At 52.2% G+C, this 19,126-nt stretch carries 17 protein-coding genes and 1 pseudogene; 6 read left to right on the top strand and 12 right to left on the bottom strand.

The window, feature by feature from the left end; genetic code table 11:
* Nucleotides 1–658 precede the first annotated feature (658 nt).
* The 4 genes from rlmD to RJP21_RS27465 all read right to left on the bottom strand — a co-directional run bounded on the left by rlmD (nucleotide 659) and on the right by RJP21_RS27465 (nucleotide 4,820).
* Nucleotides 659–2,173: a 23S rRNA (uracil(1939)-C(5))-methyltransferase RlmD gene (gene rlmD / locus RJP21_RS27480; protein WP_310862110.1), complete on the bottom strand. Its 1,515-nt coding sequence runs from the start codon at nucleotides 2,171–2,173 to the stop codon at nucleotides 659–661.
* Between the two features lie 600 nt (nucleotides 2,174–2,773).
* Complete coding sequence (locus RJP21_RS27475) at nucleotides 2,774–3,655, bottom strand: diacylglycerol kinase (RefSeq protein WP_310862109.1); 882 nt, start codon at nucleotides 3,653–3,655, stop codon at nucleotides 2,774–2,776.
* 108 nt (nucleotides 3,656–3,763) lie between these two features.
* Entirely contained in the window at nucleotides 3,764–4,540 is a 777-nt protein-coding gene (locus RJP21_RS27470; protein WP_310862108.1) for a sirohydrochlorin chelatase, read from the bottom strand.
* Nucleotides 4,530–4,820 (bottom strand): YerC/YecD family TrpR-related protein, encoded by a 291-nt coding sequence (locus tag RJP21_RS27465; protein ID WP_160045006.1) that lies wholly within the window; start codon nucleotides 4,818–4,820, stop codon nucleotides 4,530–4,532. Before RJP21_RS27465 ends, RJP21_RS27470 begins: the two co-directional genes overlap by 11 nt.
* A 402-nt stretch (nucleotides 4,821–5,222) precedes the next feature.
* Here RJP21_RS27465 and RJP21_RS27460 point away from each other — a divergent pair, with 402 nt between their 5' ends.
* Nucleotides 5,223–5,768, top strand: coding sequence for a hypothetical protein (locus tag RJP21_RS27460; RefSeq protein ID WP_310862107.1), 546 nt, complete (start codon nucleotides 5,223–5,225; stop codon nucleotides 5,766–5,768).
* Nucleotides 5,769–6,002: 234 nt separating this feature from the next.
* On the opposite strand, the gene corA is transcribed toward RJP21_RS27460, so the two are convergent.
* From corA to RJP21_RS27440, 4 genes are all read right to left on the bottom strand, one after another.
* Complete coding sequence (gene corA, locus RJP21_RS27455) at nucleotides 6,003–6,962, bottom strand: magnesium/cobalt transporter CorA (protein WP_310862106.1); 960 nt, start codon at nucleotides 6,960–6,962, stop codon at nucleotides 6,003–6,005.
* Between the two features lie 261 nt (nucleotides 6,963–7,223).
* A complete protein-coding gene (locus tag RJP21_RS27450) occupies nucleotides 7,224–8,213 on the bottom strand; it encodes an inorganic phosphate transporter (protein ID WP_310862105.1) in 990 nt (329 codons plus the stop codon).
* 15 nt (nucleotides 8,214–8,228) lie between these two features.
* Nucleotides 8,229–8,843, bottom strand: a complete 615-nt coding sequence (locus RJP21_RS27445; protein WP_036714980.1) for a DUF47 domain-containing protein — start codon at nucleotides 8,841–8,843, stop codon at nucleotides 8,229–8,231.
* A gap of 336 nt (nucleotides 8,844–9,179) precedes the next feature.
* A complete protein-coding gene (locus tag RJP21_RS27440; RefSeq protein ID WP_310862104.1) occupies nucleotides 9,180–10,292 on the bottom strand; it encodes a DUF3048 domain-containing protein in 1,113 nt (370 codons plus the stop codon).
* A gap of 283 nt (nucleotides 10,293–10,575) precedes the next feature.
* On the opposite strand from RJP21_RS27440, the gene RJP21_RS27435 reads away from it, so the two are divergent.
* Together RJP21_RS27435 and RJP21_RS27430 are read left to right on the top strand one after the other, a co-directional pair.
* Entirely contained in the window at nucleotides 10,576–11,091 is a 516-nt protein-coding gene (locus RJP21_RS27435; protein ID WP_160045011.1) for a DoxX family protein, read from the top strand.
* Nucleotides 11,092–11,567: 476 nt separating this feature from the next.
* A complete protein-coding gene (locus RJP21_RS27430) occupies nucleotides 11,568–12,104 on the top strand; it encodes a DoxX family protein (RefSeq protein ID WP_310862103.1) in 537 nt (178 codons plus the stop codon).
* A gap of 91 nt (nucleotides 12,105–12,195) precedes the next feature.
* Here the strand turns inward: RJP21_RS27430 and RJP21_RS27425 are convergent, their stop codons facing one another.
* Nucleotides 12,196–12,975, bottom strand: a complete 780-nt coding sequence (locus tag RJP21_RS27425; protein WP_310862102.1) for a DODA-type extradiol aromatic ring-opening family dioxygenase — start codon at nucleotides 12,973–12,975, stop codon at nucleotides 12,196–12,198.
* A 294-nt stretch (nucleotides 12,976–13,269) separates the two neighbouring features.
* On the bottom strand, nucleotides 13,270–14,097 hold the full coding sequence (locus RJP21_RS27420; RefSeq protein ID WP_310862101.1) for an alpha/beta hydrolase: 828 nt from the start codon (nucleotides 14,095–14,097) through the stop codon (nucleotides 13,270–13,272).
* Nucleotides 14,098–14,358: 261 nt separating this feature from the next.
* On the opposite strand from RJP21_RS27420, the gene RJP21_RS27415 reads away from it, so the two are divergent.
* The 3 genes from RJP21_RS27415 to RJP21_RS27405 all read left to right on the top strand — a co-directional run bounded on the left by RJP21_RS27415 (nucleotide 14,359) and on the right by RJP21_RS27405 (nucleotide 16,496).
* On the top strand, nucleotides 14,359–14,481 hold the full coding sequence (locus RJP21_RS27415) for a hypothetical protein (RefSeq protein WP_310862100.1): 123 nt from the start codon (nucleotides 14,359–14,361) through the stop codon (nucleotides 14,479–14,481).
* 74 nt (nucleotides 14,482–14,555) lie between these two features.
* A complete protein-coding gene (locus RJP21_RS27410; RefSeq protein ID WP_310862099.1) occupies nucleotides 14,556–15,218 on the top strand; it encodes a DUF1129 family protein in 663 nt (220 codons plus the stop codon).
* Nucleotides 15,219–15,548: 330 nt separating this feature from the next.
* Nucleotides 15,549–16,496: a hypothetical protein gene (locus tag RJP21_RS27405; protein ID WP_310862098.1), complete on the top strand. Its 948-nt coding sequence runs from the start codon at nucleotides 15,549–15,551 to the stop codon at nucleotides 16,494–16,496.
* A 178-nt stretch (nucleotides 16,497–16,674) separates the two neighbouring features.
* On the opposite strand, the pseudogene RJP21_RS27400 reads toward RJP21_RS27405, so the two are convergent.
* Together RJP21_RS27400 and RJP21_RS27395 are read right to left on the bottom strand one after the other, a co-directional pair.
* Nucleotides 16,675–16,953 (bottom strand): annotated as a pseudogene (locus tag RJP21_RS27400) (transposase); the annotation flags it as partial.
* Nucleotides 16,954–17,033: 80 nt separating this feature from the next.
* Complete coding sequence (locus RJP21_RS27395; protein WP_310862097.1) at nucleotides 17,034–19,112, bottom strand: serine hydrolase domain-containing protein; 2,079 nt, start codon at nucleotides 19,110–19,112, stop codon at nucleotides 17,034–17,036.
* Nucleotides 19,113–19,126 lie beyond the last annotated feature (14 nt).

Here is a 19,126-nt window from a genome sequence, read left to right as displayed (position 1 = left end):
GGTGTGTAACCGCCTCCCCCTTACAGCTACGGCAAGGTCTGTAGATGATTGAACAAGCACCGTCCTTTATGTTAATGGAATCAAGTTCTTGTCCTCAAATTGGATAAAACTTGATTCCTTAATTCCCTCTACGTTATGGCTATCTTAGTTTTGAAGACACGCTCCAGTGGAAACTTACCGCCAGTTCATTTTCGTGCTGTATCCTGTTGCAGGAATGTTAGTATAAAGATGACGTTTCAGTCGGCTAGATCGGGACACAAACGCCATTTCGAACCGTCAAGGCCAGTGCACGTCCGACGTCATCTCCACGTCCAGCAAGCCGGCTTCGATTGCCGATTCTGAGGCTTAATTTAATTTCCGCTTCGATCTCTTACTCCTGCAAGATGCGCCCGTAGCTTTACATGATACGGTTCAGCTTAACGGGTCTATCGGCGAAAAGCGCGAAAGAAGCTTGTCACCTCCGTAGTTACCTACCTTTTTAATACCCGACCCAGAAGCTGTAATCAAGCTAACATGCACAGAAGGCCACCGAAGAAATCGGCAGCCTGATCTGTCAGTGATTCAAAGGTAAGCGAGTGAAAGAATGCGGGAGAAGCAAGCGTATGCTTCCGAAGCGAAAGCCCCTTCACCGCGTTTCGTCCCCAAATCACCTAACCACCTACTCGAAACCCTTATAAATCAAGGAACAAACAGCTTCAACATGCACCGTATGCGGAAACATATCCACCGGCGTAACCTCCACCGTCTTGTACCCGCCATCCTCCAAAACTCTCAAGTCCCGCGCCAGCGTAGAAGGATTACAGCTCACGTAAACCACCCGATCCGGCTTCATCTCCAGAATCGTCTCCAGCAGCTTCGGATCGCAGCCCTTGCGCGGCGGGTCGACGACGATGACGTCCGCTTCGATGCCCTGCTCCTTCCAGGCAGGAATGACATCTTCTGACGCTCCGACCTCAAACGTAACGTTGTTCATTCCGTTCAGCTCCGCGTTACGGCGGGCGTCCTCTATCGCTTCCGGCACGATTTCAACGCCGTACACCTTGCCCGCATGCTGAGCCAGAAACAGCGAAATCGTCCCGATGCCGCAATACGCATCAATGACGGTCTCTTTCCCGGCCAGCTGCGCATACTCCACCGTCTTGCCGTACAGCACCTCGGTCTGGGCCGGGTTTACCTGATAAAACGAACGCGCCGAAATAGCGAATTTCACGTCGCCGATGTAATCATAGATGACCTCACTGCCCCACAGGACGCGAGTGACGTCTCCGAAAATGACATTCGTTTGCTTCGTATTCACGTTCTGGCAGATGCTGACGACAGACGGCAGCTGCTCGCGAATCGCGTTGATCCACTCGTCCACATGCGGGATCTTGTCCCCGTTCGTGACCAGAACGATCATCATCTCGCCGGTACGGAAGGCGACCTTTACAACGACGTGACGAAGCAGGCCTTGGCCGCTCTCTTCGTCGTAGGCGGGGATGCCGAGCTTGCGCCCGATCGCTTTCACGCGGGCCACGACCTCGTCGTTGCTTTCGTGTTGGATGAGGCAGGCTTCCATGTCGATGATGCGATGGCTGCCGCGGGCGTAGAAGCCGCCCACCAGGCCGCCTTCAGTGACGCCGAACGGCACCTGGGCTTTGTTGCGGTAGCGCCAGGGATCGCTCATGCCCAGCGTGGCATGAACTTGGATGCCTTGGGAACATCCTGCTTCCGAAGATGACGACGCCTCAGTAGGCTCTCCCGAGTCCCCACGCCGCAGCTCCGGCTCCCCTGCCACCTGCAGCTTCCCGATGCGCGTCAGGTTGTCCACGACAAGCTGCCGTTTCCAGGCCAGCTGCGCGGCATAGTCCATATGCTGCAGCTGGCAGCCGCCGCATTTGTCGAAGATCGGGCAAGGCGCGGCGATGCGGTCCGGGCTGGCTTCGACCAGTTCGAGCAGCTTAGCGTAGCCGTACTGCTTTTTGGTCTTCAGCACCTTCACCCGCACTTTTTCGCCGGGCAAGGCACCCGCAACGAATAACGTATATCCTTCTGCCCGTCCCACGCCTTCGCCGTCATGGTTCATCCCGATGATGTCGATGACGACCTCGTCGTTTTTCTCCACCGGCAGTCCGGCGATGGGCGCAGGCGTGCTGCGGCGGCCGGCGTTCCGGCGGCTGTGTCGCTTGTTCATGCTGCTTACGTCACTTCTTTCTTTATATATTCATCGTAAAATTGAGCCCCTTGTAGGGTCCATTTTTTCGCGTTTATTCACTTATTAACGGTATATCTTTATTTAAAAGGGTCGGAACAGAGATGGTTGAAGCACGCAGGACAGTATGATGAACCTCAGTTAGCCCTCCGGTGTCACAATCCACCGCTAACTAACCAGGCTCGATTGCAGACAAACACTACGGTTCAACTCCCTGCTTCACTTTCTCCGTCACGAACCGAGCATCAAAGCCCTTGTAGAACAGGGAGCAGACACCACGGTTCATCCTCCCTGCTTCACATCCACTCTATTATACCAAACATCTCCCCAACGCAAAAAAAGATCAAGATGTCCCGCTCCCCTTCCCGGTGCGATGAGCAGCGACTGGACATCTTAACCTGCGTGAACTGCCGGTATGTATCGGTTTACGGCCGCTTGGGCCGTCTTGCAAACCGTCTAATCTTGCTAAGAGTAAACTTGCTTGAAGCACACCCATAGGCCCTTACCTTCTTCGATCCGTCTGCCTTAGCCTAACCTTCCTGGAATCACCGAGCCAAGATCGACCCAGGCTCTCCCCCGCCCCTACGCAAAAATCCTCAAATGCTGATGCAGCACCGAAAACCGGCCCGGAAGCGTTCCGCCCAGCTCGCCGTCGAGGTTGAGCAGCACCTTGCCCGGGGAAGTGACTTCCATCGAACGGGTGCGGAAATATACGACCTTCTTGTCGTTGAAATGCTCGCCGCGCAGCGCCAGCGTAACGACCCGGACGAATTCGGCCAGGTTGCATTTTTTGAGGGCGATCACGTCGAGCAGGCCGTCGTCGATCCGCGCACCGGGAGCGAGCTTTTCGAAGCCGCCGACCGAGTTCGTGTTGGTGATCAGAAAAATCATGAATTCGTCGTGGATCGTCTCTTGCCCTTCGGCTTCGATGATCAGCTCCTGCGGCGACAGGCTGACCATTTTTTCGACCCCTTTAATGTAATAAGCGAGCTGCCCGATCATCGTCTTCAGGCGGCTTGGCACGTCATAGGTCAGTTCCGTCAACGTCCCTCCGCCCGCAATGTTGATAAAATATCGGTCATTGGCTTTCCCGACGTCGATCGGACGGGTCTGCTGCCGGATCACCAGATCGCAGTAGTCCTCCCAGCTTCTCGGGATGCCCAGCCCGCGCGCAAAATCATTGGTCGTTCCCACCGGAAAAATGCCGAGCGGAGGCACGTTCTCCTTGCCGGCCATTCCGTTGATTACCTCATTGAGCGTGCCGTCGCCGCCCGCGGCGATAATCATATCGTATCCGCGTTCCACGGCGTCCACAGCCGCCGCCGTCGCGTCGCCTTCGCCCGTCGTTGCATGGCAAGAGGCCTCGATGCCGCCCAGATCAAGCCGCTGCAGCACGTCCGGCAGACGCCGCCTCATTTCCTCCCGGCCTGAGGTGGGATTATAAATCAATCTTGCTCTTTTCATTACCAAACGCCACCCATTTTAGGAATTCACACCGTATGATTGCTCCATGGGGATATCACCAAAACATAAAGCTTCAGAAAAACGCTCCCCACAGAAAAATATAGCTCATTATTCCTTTTTTAACCAGTCTTGAACCTGCTGGTCGATCCACGCCGTCAGCAGCGGATGCGGCAGCAGCGCTTTCCCGGAATACAGGTAGCTCAAGCCTTCCAGACGTTTCGGAATCACTTCGCGGATAAAATAGCCTTCACTCAAAAAAACCGGAGCCGCAATCGTCTGCATTCCCCGTTCCTTCTGCCAATATTCCACTTTCGCGCGAACATTGTCCGGCCGCAGCAGCGCAACATCGCTGGCGGCGAAGCCGCCGATGTCCCGCACCTGATCCGCAAGCCGCTCGAAGCCGTCTTCCCAGCGTTTGCGAAAACTTTCATAGCTGCTTCCATGTCCGATCAGGACAAGAGCTTCCCGCTCCGGATTTCGAGATATCGGCCGTATTTTATCCCACAACATTTCGGCCACGTAAGGACCATGCTCGATCGGCGAGCCGTAATGAATGGTCGCGCTGACCCGGAACGGCTCCAGATCGCTGTCGAACGAAGGAGCGTCCAGCACGCCAAGCGCGTATGCGATTTCGTTCACATGAGTGCTCCCGAAAGAAACGAACAGCGGAATCACCAGGATGTCGGTGACCCCCTGGCTTTCAAGCTGATCGATGCCATCCTGAATCAGTCGTCCTTCCACGATTTCCAAGAACGAAGCCGCCACAGGGAGGTCTCCCCGCAGCGGCAGCTGATGGATGGCGCCATCGACCAGATCAACCCAAGCCTGTTCCCTTGAGCCGTGGCTGATGATTAATACGCCCCGTTTGCGCATCTTATCGTCCAAGACGGTCTAACGTCATTTTATACCCTTCGTTGCCATAATTCAAACACCGTTTCACGCGGGAAATGGTTGCGGTGCTCGCTCCCGTTTCGGCTTCGATCTGGTTGTACGTGCAGCCTTTGCCAAGCATGCGCGCAACCTCCAGACGCTGGGACAGGGACTGGATTTCGTTCACCGTGCACAGATCGTCGAAGAACACGTAACATTCTTCAACGCTCTTCAGCGTTAAAATGGCCTCAAATAATTGATCAATACTTTTATCATTAAGTTTCTTCAGTTGCACTGAAATCATCATCCTCTACTATTACTATGTATTTTCATTGTACCCGAGCGGGTATAGACTTTTCAAGCATTAACGGATTCACGCACTACAGAGCTGCAAGGCAGATGTGCCGTAAAAGCCGGTGCGGCGCTGGGTTCCCGTTCCCGGATTTTTTTACCATCACCCATGAAAACGCTTTAATTATACCCTACCAAAACGGGATTGTATAGCTTTGATAGCAAAAGAGAACCTCCCCGCTCCCCGGCCCATATCATGAATACAGCCGGCCCGGCCCGTTCCGCCGGTTCTCTGGGTATTCGCCCGATTCCGCTCCTATCCCTGTCTACCGGGCATTCGTCCATACCGTATGTTTGCCCATGACATACAGTATAATAAACCATTCCAAAAAGGAAAGTGATATCCATGCCTGAGCATTACTATCACCGCAAGCAGCCCCGCAACCATCATCGCTCGCTGGACGGCGGTCCTTTCTCCCCTTATCCATCCTATTCACCCTATCCGGGTATCCCTTATAGCGATTTCGCCGGCCCCGGCACGGGTCTCGTTCCCGTTCAGGGAGCCGAAGTCTTGGCAGGCACCGAAGCGTTGGCGGGAGCGGCCGAAGTGACCGCAGCTGCAGCCGCACCGGCAGCCGCCGCGGCCAAAACGGGATTTTCCCTCGCCAACCTCGGGGAGCTGAAAGGACTGATCGACCGGATGGGCGGCATCGACGGCATCGTCAATTCGATCGGGAAGGTGCAAAAGGTGATGACCGGCGTGCAGCAGGTGGCGCCGATGTTCAAATTGTTTTTCGGAAAAGGGAAAACCAACGCCGCCGATGATTCGTCGGGATACCGGCCGCGGCGCAGAAGAAATTCCGGCCGCAGAAAATCCTCGTCCCGCAAACGCTCGAACACTACGAACCGTCCCGGCAAATCCGGTAAGTCCTCCCGCAAAAAGCGGCGCTGACCAGACACATATCAGCCTTCCCTTCCGTTTTCCCGGACGGACCGTCGTTCAGCCCGAAATCCCCGCGATTCCGGGCTGAGCGCTGCCCGCATGGCCGCAAGGGATACGTTTAACCGTTATAGAAAGGGGGCGCTAGCCGCCCCCTGTTTCCACGTTTTCACATCTCCCTCCAAAATTGTTCCGGATGATCGATCACAAAAAAAGCCGCTATAGCGCGGCTTCAACCGAATATTTTCACTTAAACCATCCCCGCCGCTGAAACCAAAGCACCATGCCGACGGCCAAGGCGAACATAAGCACGAGCACCGCAGGGTAGCCGTATTTCCAGCCCAGCTCCGGCATATTCGTGAAGTTCATCCCGTAGATCCCGGCGATCAGCGTCAGCGGCATGAACACGGTCGTGATGACCGTCAGCGTCTTCATGATGGCGTTCATCCGGTTGGAATTCAGCGAAATGTAGCTGTCCCGCAGATCGGCCGTCATTTCGCGGTCCGCCTCGATCATGTCGGTCAGCTTCAGCAGATGGTCGTAAATGTCGCCGAAATACACCTTATGCTCGGTGCTGCTTTGGACATGCTGGGAGTTGACGACCCGGTACAGCAAATCGCGCATCGGCACCACGGTGCGGCGCAGCTTGAGCAGCCGTCCGCGCAGCTCGAATACCTGCCTCATCAGTTCGTCCACCGATTCCCGGCTGCCCCGGTTTTCCAGCTCCGCCAGCTCGTCTTCGATCGTGAACACGCCCGGAAAATATTTGTCGACCAGCTTGTCCATCACATTGTATGCGCAGGACACCGGCCCGCGGGACCAGATTTTCCGGTCATGGGCATGCTGAATGATTTCCTTCCACGCCTCGTCCACCTCTTCCAGCTCTTTGCTGTGGAACGATACGAGCAGATCCTGCCCGAGAAACAAATCCACCTCTTCGACTTGGAGCGTTTCGGGATCGATCGCATGCAGCACGAAAAATTGCAGATCCTCGTAATTGTCCAGCTTCGGGCGCTGCAGCACATGGAGGCAGTCCTCCACCGCCAGCGGATGGAAATGAAAATAGGTCGTCAAAAGAGCGGATTCTTCCTCCGTCGGCGCGTTAAAATCCACCCACATCCAGGCGTAATCCTCCGGACGGATGTCCTGAAGCGGTATGTCCGTGACCACCTCATGCAAATGGGTCAAAGCCAGCGTGCGTATCATCGGTTATCGGTAAACTCCTTTCCAAACGGGATGAGGGCCAAACGTCCGTCCCTTGCATCGTTCCTTCCATTGTACAGCAAAGACCGCCCGTTCGCGAAATCCGCATGAAGCGGTGCGGCTGCTGCACGGAGTGCGAGAACCCCGCCAACGACTGAAAAACACGCCTTTGCAACCTGAAAACGCGGGCGAAGGCCGATCCGGGCATACAAAAAAGCCAACCTCATCGATTGGCCCCCACTTCATATCCATATGTTTGTATGTCTAGAATAAAATCTTATAAATAATGCCTGCCAGTACCGCGGAAATCGGGATGGTGATAAACCACGTAACGACGATCCGTCCGGCCAACGACCATTTCACTTCGGAAAAACGCTTGGCGCTGCCTACCCCGAGAATCGCGGAGGTTACCGCATGCGTCGTACTGACTGGCAAGTGCAGCAGCGTGGCGCCGAAAATGACGGAAGCCGACGTAAAATCCGCGGCAAAGCCGTTGATCGGCTCGATTTTGAAAATTTTTGTTCCCATCGTCTTGATGATCTTCCAGCCGCCAATGGAGGTGCCGAGCGCCATCGAGGTGGCCGCAGCGATTTTGACCCATAGCGGAACTTCAAGATGTTCAAGGCGTCCGGAGGACACGAGCGCGAACGTAATGATCCCCATCGCTTTCTGCGCGTCGTTCGTGCCGTGCGTAAACGATTGGGCGGCTGCCGTGACGATCTGCATCATCCGGAAACCTTTGTTCACGGTATGCGGGCTTTTTTTCGCAAAAATCCATTTCAGGATCGTCATGATGATATAACCGACCACAAACGCGATCAACGGGGAAAGCAGCAATCCTTCCACGATTTCGACGAATCCGCTCCATTTGACATGATTCGCACCGGCTCCGACGAATACCGCTCCCGCCAAGGCACCGATGAGCGCGTGAGAGGAAGAGGACGGAATCCCCAGCCACCAGGTCGCAAGGTTCCATATGATCGCGGCCAGCAGCGTGGCGATGACGACCTCGATCCCGTTATCGAGCGAGGCAGGATCCGCGACGCTTCCGCCGATTTTTTTCGCGACGCCCGTAAACATGATGGCACCGACGAAGTTCATGACCGCCGCCAAAATGATCGCCGTCCGCGGCTTGAGCGCCCGGGTCGAGACCGAAGTCGCGATCGCGTTCGCCGTGTCATGGAAACCGTTGATGAAGTCGAACGCCAGCGCCAGGAAGATGACAATGCCTATTACAATGATTGGTGTCTCCATTTGTCTGTAAACCCCTTACGAGTTGCTCATAATGATCGATTCCAGCATATTGGCCACATCTTCGCAGGTATCCGTGGTCGTTTCGAGACGTTCGTAGATTTCCTTGCGTTTGATCAGTTCGATCGGATCGGATACTTTGGCGAACAGGGCTTTGATGGAAATGCGAAGCAGCTCGTCCGCTTGGTTTTCCAGATCGTTCAGACGAATGGTATATTCGCGGATGGCAAGAAGCTTTTTCTGGGACAGAAGGTGAACCGCCTTTTGGATCTCGTAGGCAGACTGCCGCAAAATTTCCGCAAACTGAATGATATATTCGTCAGGGTCCGGCAGATGGTACATATCGAAGCGGGAAGCGCAAGCTTCCAGTCCGTCCATGACATCGTCCATGCTGGTTGTCAGATCCATAATATCGTCGCGTTCGATCGGCGTTATAAACGTTTTGTTGAGTTCCGTAATAATGGTGTGTGTAAATTCGTCACACTGCGACTCAAACTTTTTCATTTCGTTGGCAAAAAGAACCACATCTTGGAGATTGGCCACATGCTGGGCGAAATAATCGGCAGCCTGCACAATCGTATCGGCCATATTCTCCAAAGTTTGGAAGAATATGTCCTTTTTCTTCAATTTCATACGATAACCCCTTTACTTAAGATTGCTTGTATAAATTGAACAAAAGTTTAATCCTCCATATGCCGCTTCCTGCCGGGGTTCACATGGCCCTTATCTTTCATCCAATTTATATAAGAACGCGCGAAAACAGAAAAAAAGACAACCCTAGTTATCTTATCAATCCACGGCGTATTTTGTAAAGATTACGGCTTTCAATTTTCGCGTATGCGTAAGGGTTTGGCGGTTGTCTTACCTTAAAATTACCCAATCTTCCGATAAATTATCCAAGCGCTGGATATGCCCCTGCCAGTATTTACATAACGCCGTCGAAATGGGGCCCTTGATCCGAGACGCAGCCTAATTTTGTTGAAAAATCTGAACATGGCTTTCGAAGGTCGGCGCGTTCGGCACGATGTTGAAGTAAGTTGTACCCGGGTAAAGCGGCACTTCCTTGCCGTCTTTAACGAAACGGATGACGTCTCCCTTGGCCCGCGCCCAGCGGCCTTTGATCAGCTTTCCGCGCTGCAGCAGCATCGCTTCCCCGCCCGAGACGGTATCCACGGCCAGACGGCCCACGTCGTCGAGCGTTTTGTGGCCCGCGCCAAGAATAACGACGTTGGTCGCAGTCAACTGCTCCCCGGTGTTCAGATCGATATGCGGTTTGCCGTTGATGGAGCGCTTGTACAGCTTGGTCGCTTCATCATACCGGTATTCGACCTTATAGCTTTTGAGCAAAAACGTAATTTCGGCGCCGGACGCGTTCTCGCCCTCTGGAAGGTCCTCCTCGGCCCGGAACGGGTAGGCGGGGATATCCACTTCCTTTTTGTAACCGCGCTTGTCGGCGCCCTCTCTGAGCTTGTCTGCGTCCGAATACAGGTTATGCGGAGCCTTGCGCGATTTATCCCTCCAAAAGTATGCCCCTGCGTTGCCGATTTCATCAAGATCTTCCTTATGCTGCTTTTGCAAAATCGCGTAAGCGTCGTTGCTGCCGCCGGCATGCACGAGCACGCCGCCGTAGCTTTCCCCGATATCGATCAAATACGGACGGATGCTGCGGATCGGGCCGATTTTTTCGTTTGTTCCCCTGCTTTGAAAAATGCCGATCAACCGCGTAATGCCGCCTTCGGCCAGCACTTCGTACACGATATCCGCCTGGGTGAGCCCGGACTGCGGGCGCGCAGCGGCCGCGTTGTTGATCATAACCGCGAGCGGGCGTGCCGTTGCCGGCTTGTCCACCGGAAGTCCCGTCAAAGGCGCCGTGTATGCGGCCGTCTCCGGCTCGCCCGAAGTGATCGGGTCATCCTGCGCCGGCTCCTCCGGCGGCGTTTGTTCCTCCACAACCGGCGCCTGGGGCGCTTCCGCTTTCGGCTGTCCGCATGCACTCAGCGCCGTCCCCAGCATCATCAGGCAGATCAGTCCGGTCCCAAGCTTGTACCACCTGCGCGTTTCCCCATTGCCCTGCTTCTTCATTTACGAATAATCCCCCTTTTCTTTTTAACCGTGCTTCCTTTTTCCCCCATTTAATCACAAACAACAGCGTTTGTCTTTGATAAACGGCAAATTTCGGCCTTTGCTGACGGTCGCTGCGGGAAAAATATGAGTATTTTATTATAAATCGTAGATTAGGCTACTTGTCGGCGGATCACTTTAATTTATAATTTAAGGATGTTATACCATTAAGTGTCAAAATACGAAACGGAAAAAGAATGACCAGGAGACACTTTGTACTAATGAAAAGGAGGAGTGGCAAAACTTGTTCAACAACTGGCTGAGAAAAAATCAAATCGCAATGTGGCTGCTGACGGTCGTTCGGGTCTATTTGGGGTACACCTGGATGGAGGGCGGGATCAAGAAGTTGATCGGGGGTTTCGATGCCGGAGGTTTCCTCAAAGGCGCGATCGCTAAAGCATCGGGCGAGCATCCCGCCGTGCAAAGCTGGTGGGCGGCTTTTCTGAAACACGGGGCGCTGCCCGGCGTCAAGCTGTTCAACATCCTCATCCCGCTCGGCGAAACGCTTGTCGGCTTGGCTCTTCTTCTGGGAACCTTCGCAACCTTTGCCGCCTTGATGGGCATGGTCATGAACTTTGCCTTCCTCTTATCGGGCAGTATTAGCGTCAACCCTCAAATGATTCTGCTTGAAATGTTCCTCGTTGTCGCTGCCGCCAATGCCGGACGCATCGGTCTGGATTATTGGATCATGCCTTACCTGCGCAGCCTGTTCTCGAAAAAACAGACGATTTCCGCTTCCACTCCGCAAAGAATTATTTAACAGCAGCAACCGTTCAAGTCTAATCGAAACTGCATGAATTCTCACACGGAGCCGGGCCGGATTTCCGTCCGGCTCATTTTTTGCATTTCCGCCGGCATTTAGGTTCCTGCGCACAATTTAGATTGTGACAATTAGATTTCTGGGCATACTTAGAATTTTCCGTATAACTAGATGCCTGTGCGCAATTTGATTCCTACACTCATTTAAATTCCTGCAACATTTTAGATTCCGGGTGCACATTTAAATTCCTGCAACATTTAGATTCCAGCACACATTTAAATTTCCTGCAAAAATAATTTTAAATTTTATATAAGATTGTGATTTATATCACATATATTGTGAAAATTATCACATATAATAAAGACATGAAAGAGATGATCATCTTCCAAATCAACAACAAGAAGCGAAACACCAAGATCCAAGCAGGCTAGACGCTTCTCGAAAAAATATGACATCAAACCAAGGAGTGGTTCAAAATGTTCAACAACTGGCTGAGAAACAACAAAGTGGCAATGTGGTTACTGACGGTCGTCCGGATTTACCTCGGGTACACCTGGTTCAAGGGCGGAATCGAAAAATTGACGGGCGGATTCGATGCGGGAGGCTTCCTGAAAGGAGCGATTGCAAAAGCAAGCGGCGATCATCCCGCCGTGCAAGGCTGGTGGGCCGCCTTCCTGGAACATGGCGCGCTGCCTGGCGTGAAATTGTTCAACTTCCTCATACCGGTAGGCGAAACGCTGGTGGGACTCGGACTCATCCTGGGCACCTTCACCACCTTCGCGGTCCTGATGGGCATGGTGATGAACTTCGCGTTCCTCTTCTCGGGCACCGTAAGCACCAACGCCCAAATGCTCCTGCTTGAAATGTTCGTCCTTGTGGCTGCCGCCAACGCCGGACGCATCGGGCTGGACCGCTGGGTGATCCCTTACCTGCGGAACCTCTTCCGCCGCAACGGACAAGGCAATACCCCATTCCCGCAAGGCGGAATGACCAAAACGAAAGGCGCCGCCTAAAAAGCGAATCTGAAGACTCACCTCTCGGGAGAGCCAACAAAAGCCGGGCTGAAATTTCAGCCCGGCTCTTTATTTTATTTGTGACTATTAATTACGAACCAAACATCCAGCAATTCAGGCTTAAGTTCCCGAGCTGGTAATCCTGGAACAGCCGCTTGGCCTTGCGGTCGTCATCAGCCGCGCCCATCGCGTAAAACAGCGGGATAAAATGCTCCACGCCGTAAGACGGCACCGCCTGGCGGGCATGCGGAGCTTTTTTGTCGTAATCGAAAAGATCGCCAATCTTCCAGCTTTCAAGCTTCTCCGCAACCCATTCGTCGAACTCCACGGCCCATGGGTCACGCGTATCGGTTTGAGCAAGCATCCGCAGATTATGGACAAGGCCGCCGCTGCCGATGATGAGCACGTTTTCCCGCCGAAGCTCCTTGAGCATGGCCCCGATGGCATACTGTTCGGAAGGGGAACGTTTGGAGTCGACGGACAGTTCGACGACAGGAATGTTCGCTTCCGGATACATTTTTTGCAAAATGACCCAAACCCCATGGTCAAGCCCCCGGCCGGAAACGGTCTGGTACGGCAGATTGCCCGCCTCGAACAAGGCCTTCATCCGCCCGGCAAGCGATGGCGAACCCGGAGCCGGATAACGCAACTCGTACATCGCGTCCGGAAAGCCGTAAAAGTCGTGCATCGTCCCGTTGGTTTCATCTACGCTCAATAACTGGTCGGGTTCATCCCAATGCGCGGAAAATACGGCGATCGCCTCCGGTACGGGCAGTTCCCGGCCCAGGTTTTCCAAAAACCGCGTGTACCCGTTATCCTCCAGGGCGAGCATGGGTGAACCGTGCGCTACAAATAGAGATGGTAATGTCATCGATGTCAACCTCCACACGCCAGTATAAGTTGCTACTTATATTTTACCGCGTCGAAAAAGATATTCCAACTTCTGTGCGCCGGCCCCTCTTGATGGAGAAGGTACCTAACGTACATCATGAAGCCGTTCCATTCTCCGCCGGCAATGGCCATCGGACTTAACGGTTAACGAGGGGTTTCGCGCGACTGCACCTGGTCTCCATTTGCCCAGCCACGGGATGAACCGGTCAACGGGAGCGACAGAAGCAACAGGAGCGACAAGAGTGGATGCATTTAAGCTCCCTTTCGAAAAACTTCAGATGATCCAGTGCTGCCAGTCCTGCTGCTGTTTTTGCTGCTCCTTCAGCCACTCTTTGGTCCGGTGGATCAGCTGGTTGCAATGCGGCCCCGAGGAAAAGGTGTGATTGCCCTGAAAAATGATTTCCTTGTCGCAGCGCCCTTCGGGCCGCGTCCAAAATACTTTTTGATACAAAAACGCGTAATCGACCGGAATCGTGTCATCCGACGTCCCGTGCACGACCAGCACGTTGCCGCCAAACTTGACCGCCTCCTGAAAAGGCTGGAACATGCCAAGCGAATCGAAAAAGACCGGCGTAAACTCGAAGCCGAGGAAATCCGCGCTGCCCTCCTTCACCGCATGTTCATACACTTCCCGTCCCGTAATCTTCAGAATGTCGCTGAGCGGGTATCCGACCGCCGACCAGAGCACCAAATTTTTTACCCTGCGATCGCGAACCGCCGTTAAAATCGCCACCGCGCCTCCAAGGCTGTGTCCGATCAAGGTCACCTGCGACGGGTCGACGTTTCCGCATTCCAGCGCATAATCGAGCACCGTCCGCGTTTGCGCGATCATCGATTCAAGCCCTTCCTTGCCGTACGAGCCGCTGCTTTCGCCGCATCCGGCATAATCGAAGCGCAGCACCATGTAGCCGGCCCCGGCCAGCTCGCGGGCGGTTTTGACGAACAAACGGTCCACGCCGACCCGGCTGCCGACAAACCCGTGGCAAATGACGATCAGCGGAACCCGCTCCCCTTCACCCTTTTTCCCCTCAGGATGCACCGGATAATGCAGGCTTGCGGTCAACTCCTCCTGCCCGTAACGGATCGAAATTTGTCTTTCCATGGCTCCACTCCCCTTATGAATGATCGATATATTTTAAGGATTTGAAATCAATCCTCTTATGCTCGTTTTCATTTAACTTATAATTCCGATAAGTTTAATCAGATATAATATGTAACAATCATATTAGCACCGCCGGACAGCTGTGTCAAATTGAAATCTTTTCTCCTTTTGAACCCTAAAACCGCCCGCATGGTATGGATTGGGTTCGCATCGCAGAAACTAGGGTCAGACCCGATTATTCACAGAAAGGGACGTGTCGTTATGTGGCAGCAATGCATTTCCCATATTCGCGAGCATCCCCTGTCGTGGGTGCTGATCATCTGCGTCATCGCGGCCGTCATTTACGTGTTTGTTCATCGCGAACAGCTTTTTTATCAAGAATAAGGCGCTTGTCCGCCCGGGCGGACTTGAATCCGGCACTTCCAATTCCTATACTTGTTGTATACGGAGGAACGGACATGACAACAAGAGAGTTAATTAAGGAAAACAACCGGCTGCGGGAGCAAATGACGCCGGCGAATAGGGATTTTTACGAGGATATCGTCGTTTACGTGCGGGTTAGCCGGGCCGAACAGCTTCGCGGCGAGCAGCGGCTGCTTGAATTGGCCCATGAGGTGCTGGAGGCGCAGCAAAAGGGAATTTCGGCCTCCGAGCTTTTTGGCGGCGATGCGGAGGCCTTTGCCCAATCGGTGGTTGAAACGCTGCCGGCCGCAAGAAAACTCGAAGGCGCAGCCTACTACATCATGATCGCGTGGACCGCTTTGACGATTTTGTTCCTGGCGGAAGCGGTCATCGGTTTTGGCGCGCAGCTTGCGGGGTACGGCGGGGAAAGCGTGAACCGCATCAGCGTGCTGGCGATCATCCTGGTCGCGGCGGGTGCGATCGTCTTGACGGAGATCTTTATGAAATCCCTCGGCAAAACGGCGGAAGCCGGCCCGCAAAAACCGGGAATCAACTTGAAGGCGATCGGCGTATATTTGGTCATCATGGTCGTCGTGATGGTCGCCGGCTTTTCGCTGCGCGGCATGCTGCCCGTATTTACGGTGCCGCCGTGGGTCAGCCTGGTCCTGTGCGTTATCGGTTTTCTGGGGCTGCGGTTTATTTTTTTGCGGAAAAGATAATTAAAATCATTTTCACGAAAAGGGCTTTGGCCTTCGGCCATAAGCCATCCAAACATCTTAGACTGAACAGTACGCGTACGCGGCAGTCCAAGATGTTTTTTTATGTGAGGATTTTGCAAAAATCCAAAGAGCGACTTCCAATCGGCAATATATAGAGCGAAACGGTTTAGTTCGTCTATATATTGTACCCGGGAGCGACCGGAATCGAATTTTGCAAAATCCTTATGTTTCATTTTCGCCAAAAAAGTTTACAAGTCCGAAACAAGCGGACACGAGCATGAAACAAAGCACGGTTAATATGGGAGTAACGAAACCTTGGAGGTGCTTTACATGATGAAATGGACCAAAACAACAGCGACCGCCGCTGCTTTAATCGCAGCCATCAGCTTGCAGGGAGGCGCCGCAGCCGTTCATGCGATGAATGCCGCGCCAAAAGCCGCCCCTGGAGGTGCGCCAATCGTCGTTCCGGCCAAAACGGCGCATGCCAACGCCGTGTTCGACCATATGATGAATTTGCTTAAATCCCCATCCAAACAAGCCGAAGCCGTCGCCTATATGGAGAAAAACATCTATCAAGTGACGCCGTGGCAGGCAACCACCATGGTGCTGAAGCTCGAAAACGCCGAAAAAGCCAATCTCGACGCTTGGAACGACAAATTTTACAGGGACAACGTGCAGCAAAAGCTCATGAAGCTGATGAAGAAGGGTGACGACCTCACTTCCCTGATCAACAAAACAAGCGATAAAAGCTTGAAGACCCTGTTCAAAGGCGCCCGCGACAGCGGCTATCGACTGGAAACGTCGGAGGGCATGTTCTATCTGGTACTCGACTATCCGCGGTTCCAAAAGGTGCGCGCCTACGTCACCAACGACATCAAGAGCTATATCGACATCATGACGGTCGAAACGAAATCCCCGTTCGCGAACGATGCCGCTTTGTCGGTCGGCTGGACGGAAGTAACGAAACGCGCTTTGTCGGATGAGGCGTTCCTCAAATCCTATCCGGCTTCAAACCGGGCGACGCAAGTCAAATCGCTGTATAACCTGTATCTGGGCGTTTCCATGTACGGCCTCAACAACACGCCGATGTTCGACTATGACACCAAAAAGGTCGATCCCGAGGGAAAAGCGGCCCTGCAGGCAGCCGTAAGTAAAGGAGACCCGTCCAAAAGCGGCTACCTGAAAAAGATTAAAGGATTTCTGGAAGTGCTTGAAAAAAGTCATGACGTGCTGACGCCGGAGGTTGAGAAATATCGGAAATCTGTTACGAGCAATTGATTGTAGATTACGGTGAAAAAAAACAAAGTCAAGTCGCGCTTCCTTTGCTTAAGGGAAGGGCGACTGGGCTTTTTGTTTTGCAGTAAGTGTTTAGAAGTGTTTAGAATAGATTAATTAAATTTGAGCAACTTTGACAAGCATCTAGCATCTATATAAGTTGAACTAAAGAAAATGGCAATCAAAATCGAACACATAGGCGGTCGATGATCGCATGAGGTTGCTTCATAATCTCATCCATAAATTGTCCGACACGCTGGCGGATCTCGGAAACGATGGAATAGAATACATTATTAATGACACTGGATTTGAGCCATTTCCAGAGCCCTTCCACGATATTCAACTGCGGACTGTATGGCGGCAGAAAGACCAACTCAAGCCGACTTTTCTGTTCTTCCAGAAACGGCAGCAGCAGCTTCGCATGATGAATTCGGGCGTTATCTAACACAAGGGCCGTTTTGCGATATCAATACAAACAAAACCAGCAAAACATATTTCTATGTCTTGCTGGTTTTGTTGAAAGTTCATCATAAATTGCAGCTAGTTTAACGTAACTGTAAATTCCGAGTGAGGCGCGCCAGCAAATACAACCGTTCCGTTCTTCGGCAATTTTACTTTGTTATTGCCGCTCAGAACGGTAAAGTTGATACATACTCCCTTCTCATCATACACCGCGAACGAACTGTTCGATGGCAACGCCACGGTCATCGTTTTCCCTGCTGCCGCTTGCGGGATCGTAAACCATTTCGCATGCCCATTTGCTTGCAGTGTAACTTTCGATGATTGACCTGCATCAAGCGGTTTTACGTTGGATTCACTTACGTATAAGAAGCTGGCCATCTCCATATATTCATTGCCATCTTCTGAATAGAAACGAGCTTCCTTCGTATCACGCCCATCCATCACAGGAATCTGGAGTTGATGCGTCGCCGTATTCGGACCTGTAATTTTTTTGCCGTCCCAATAGCCTTCCTTGACAGTAATTTGTGTGGTATGAGGGACTAGTTGTCCAAGATAGTTCATAGAACTAAATTTCTCGTTAACAAGATAGAACTTGCCGCCTTCCCGCTTCGCCCATGCAGCAGCGGTTTTCTTTGATAGCACATTGTCTTCTAGCTTCTCGGCTAAATAGTTATTCATTGCAATTTGCCCCAAGCCCGGCGATAATTCATAGGTGCTCTCTCTCAAATAAGTTTTGCCATTCTTCTCGGTGACGAAGTTGAGCTTGGAGGTACCCTTCTCATTAATAAAGCTTCCATCCGCCGTATATACATATTTTTCTTCTGGCTTAAGAGGTAAGGTCAGTTCTCCCTTCTTCGTAATTTCTATTTTGAAATGACTGTAGGTATTCCCGTATAAGCCCGCTTTTTTTGCCACATCTTGAGGCATCTTGGCCTTGACGGGCTTGCCGAAGGATTTATCCGGCTTTATATCTTTAATTGCACCCTTCTCTTTAAGCGCGGTGAGCAGTATTTTAGTTGCCACCATTTGATTTGTGAGGCTGCTGCCGCCGGATGACAACACAGCCGCTGCCATCTTCTGTTCTGGAAGCACGACCAGTGCGGCATGTTGCAGTACGGTGTCTCCGCCCTTAGCCAAGGCCTTTATCCCATATCCATCAAATGGATATAATTCAACACTATCCCATCCAAGGCCATAGTTGAACACAGTATCTCCGTCCTTCGGCCACATTCCTTTTTTATATTCCTCTTGCTCCATCTCCTTGACTGCCTTATTAGAAAGAATTCCTTTTCCCTGTCCCATAAATAATTGTGAGAATCGCACCACATCTTCTGCCGTGGAAGAGATCCCTCCCGAACCAATCACATTCACTGATTCAATAGGAAGCTGTCCTTGGTACGTCGGAGAATAAAGTCCAGCCCGCTTTTCGTCTTCCCCATTGTCCCGCGGCGTCTTCGTATGATTCAGTTTTAATGGCTCTGTAAACTTTTGATGTAAAAATTCAGTAAAACTCATACCGCTGACTCTTTCTACCAAAATCTCGGCCAGCGTAAAGCCGTCGTTACAGTATACCGAGAACGCGCCAGGGTCCGCCTTCAAGCTTTGGCTGGATAGTTCCCTCAACAAGATATCATGGGCATAAGTATCATTATCTTTAAATAAAAATGCGTTATTAAACGTCATGCCTGGCAAACCCGAGGAGTGGTTCAACAGCATACGCGGCGTAATGCGCTTGTAACGCTCATCTTTCATCTTGAAATCAGGAATATAGCGAACGACAGGAGCATCCAAATCGACTTTTCCTTCGTCGACCAATTTCATTACAGCTGCAGCTGTATATACTTTACTGGTTGAACCAATCCCGTATAGAGTATCTTTGGTCAGCGGCTGTTTCCCTTCCATATCGTTCTTGCCTGTCTGACCCGATAAAATAATTTTGCCATTATCAATTAGCGCATACTGCACGCTAGTCGTCTCATAGGACTTCGTCAGTAAAGCGGCTTTCTCTGCCGCAATCTTCTCCAGTTCTGTGCTAGCAACTTCTTGACTTCCTACTACTGTAGTCTTACTGCTGGAAGATGCTATCGCGCCTGTTGGTAGGGTCATCATCGCTAGCGCTAATGCAGGAGCTAACAACCCAGATAGTTTATTTTTCATAATAGAATTGCCTC

Source organism: Paenibacillus sp. VCA1, assembly GCF_031583795.1.
In the GTDB taxonomy this organism is placed as follows: Bacteria; Bacillota; Bacilli; order Paenibacillales; family Paenibacillaceae; genus Paenibacillus_AQ; species Paenibacillus_AQ albilobatus.
This window is presented reverse-complemented; position numbering and strand designations above follow the sequence as displayed.

Bases quoted from the DNA above. Each gene is read 5' to 3' on its own strand.
- rlmD (WP_310862110.1), bottom strand. From the start codon at position 2,173: ATGAACAAGCGACACAGCCGCCGGAACGCCGGCCGCCGCAGCACGCCT.
- RJP21_RS27475 (WP_310862109.1), bottom strand. From the start codon at position 3,655: ATGAAAAGAGCAAGATTGATTTATAATCCCACCTCAGGCCGGGAGGAA.
- RJP21_RS27460 (WP_310862107.1), top strand. From the start codon at position 5,223: ATGCCTGAGCATTACTATCACCGCAAGCAGCCCCGCAACCATCATCGC.
- corA (WP_310862106.1), bottom strand. From the start codon at position 6,962: ATGATACGCACGCTGGCTTTGACCCATTTGCATGAGGTGGTCACGGAC.
- RJP21_RS27450 (WP_310862105.1), bottom strand. From the start codon at position 8,213: ATGGAGACACCAATCATTGTAATAGGCATTGTCATCTTCCTGGCGCTG.
- RJP21_RS27445 (WP_036714980.1), bottom strand. From the start codon at position 8,843: ATGAAATTGAAGAAAAAGGACATATTCTTCCAAACTTTGGAGAATATG.
- RJP21_RS27440 (WP_310862104.1), bottom strand. From the start codon at position 10,292: ATGAAGAAGCAGGGCAATGGGGAAACGCGCAGGTGGTACAAGCTTGGG.
- RJP21_RS27430 (WP_310862103.1), top strand. From the start codon at position 11,568: ATGTTCAACAACTGGCTGAGAAACAACAAAGTGGCAATGTGGTTACTG.
- RJP21_RS27425 (WP_310862102.1), bottom strand. From the start codon at position 12,975: ATGACATTACCATCTCTATTTGTAGCGCACGGTTCACCCATGCTCGCC.
- RJP21_RS27420 (WP_310862101.1), bottom strand. From the start codon at position 14,097: ATGGAAAGACAAATTTCGATCCGTTACGGGCAGGAGGAGTTGACCGCA.
- RJP21_RS27415 (WP_310862100.1), top strand. From the start codon at position 14,359: ATGTGGCAGCAATGCATTTCCCATATTCGCGAGCATCCCCTGTCGTGG.
- RJP21_RS27410 (WP_310862099.1), top strand. From the start codon at position 14,556: ATGACAACAAGAGAGTTAATTAAGGAAAACAACCGGCTGCGGGAGCAA.
- RJP21_RS27405 (WP_310862098.1), top strand. From the start codon at position 15,549: ATGATGAAATGGACCAAAACAACAGCGACCGCCGCTGCTTTAATCGCA.
- RJP21_RS27395 (WP_310862097.1), bottom strand. From the start codon at position 19,112: ATGAAAAATAAACTATCTGGGTTGTTAGCTCCTGCATTAGCGCTAGCG.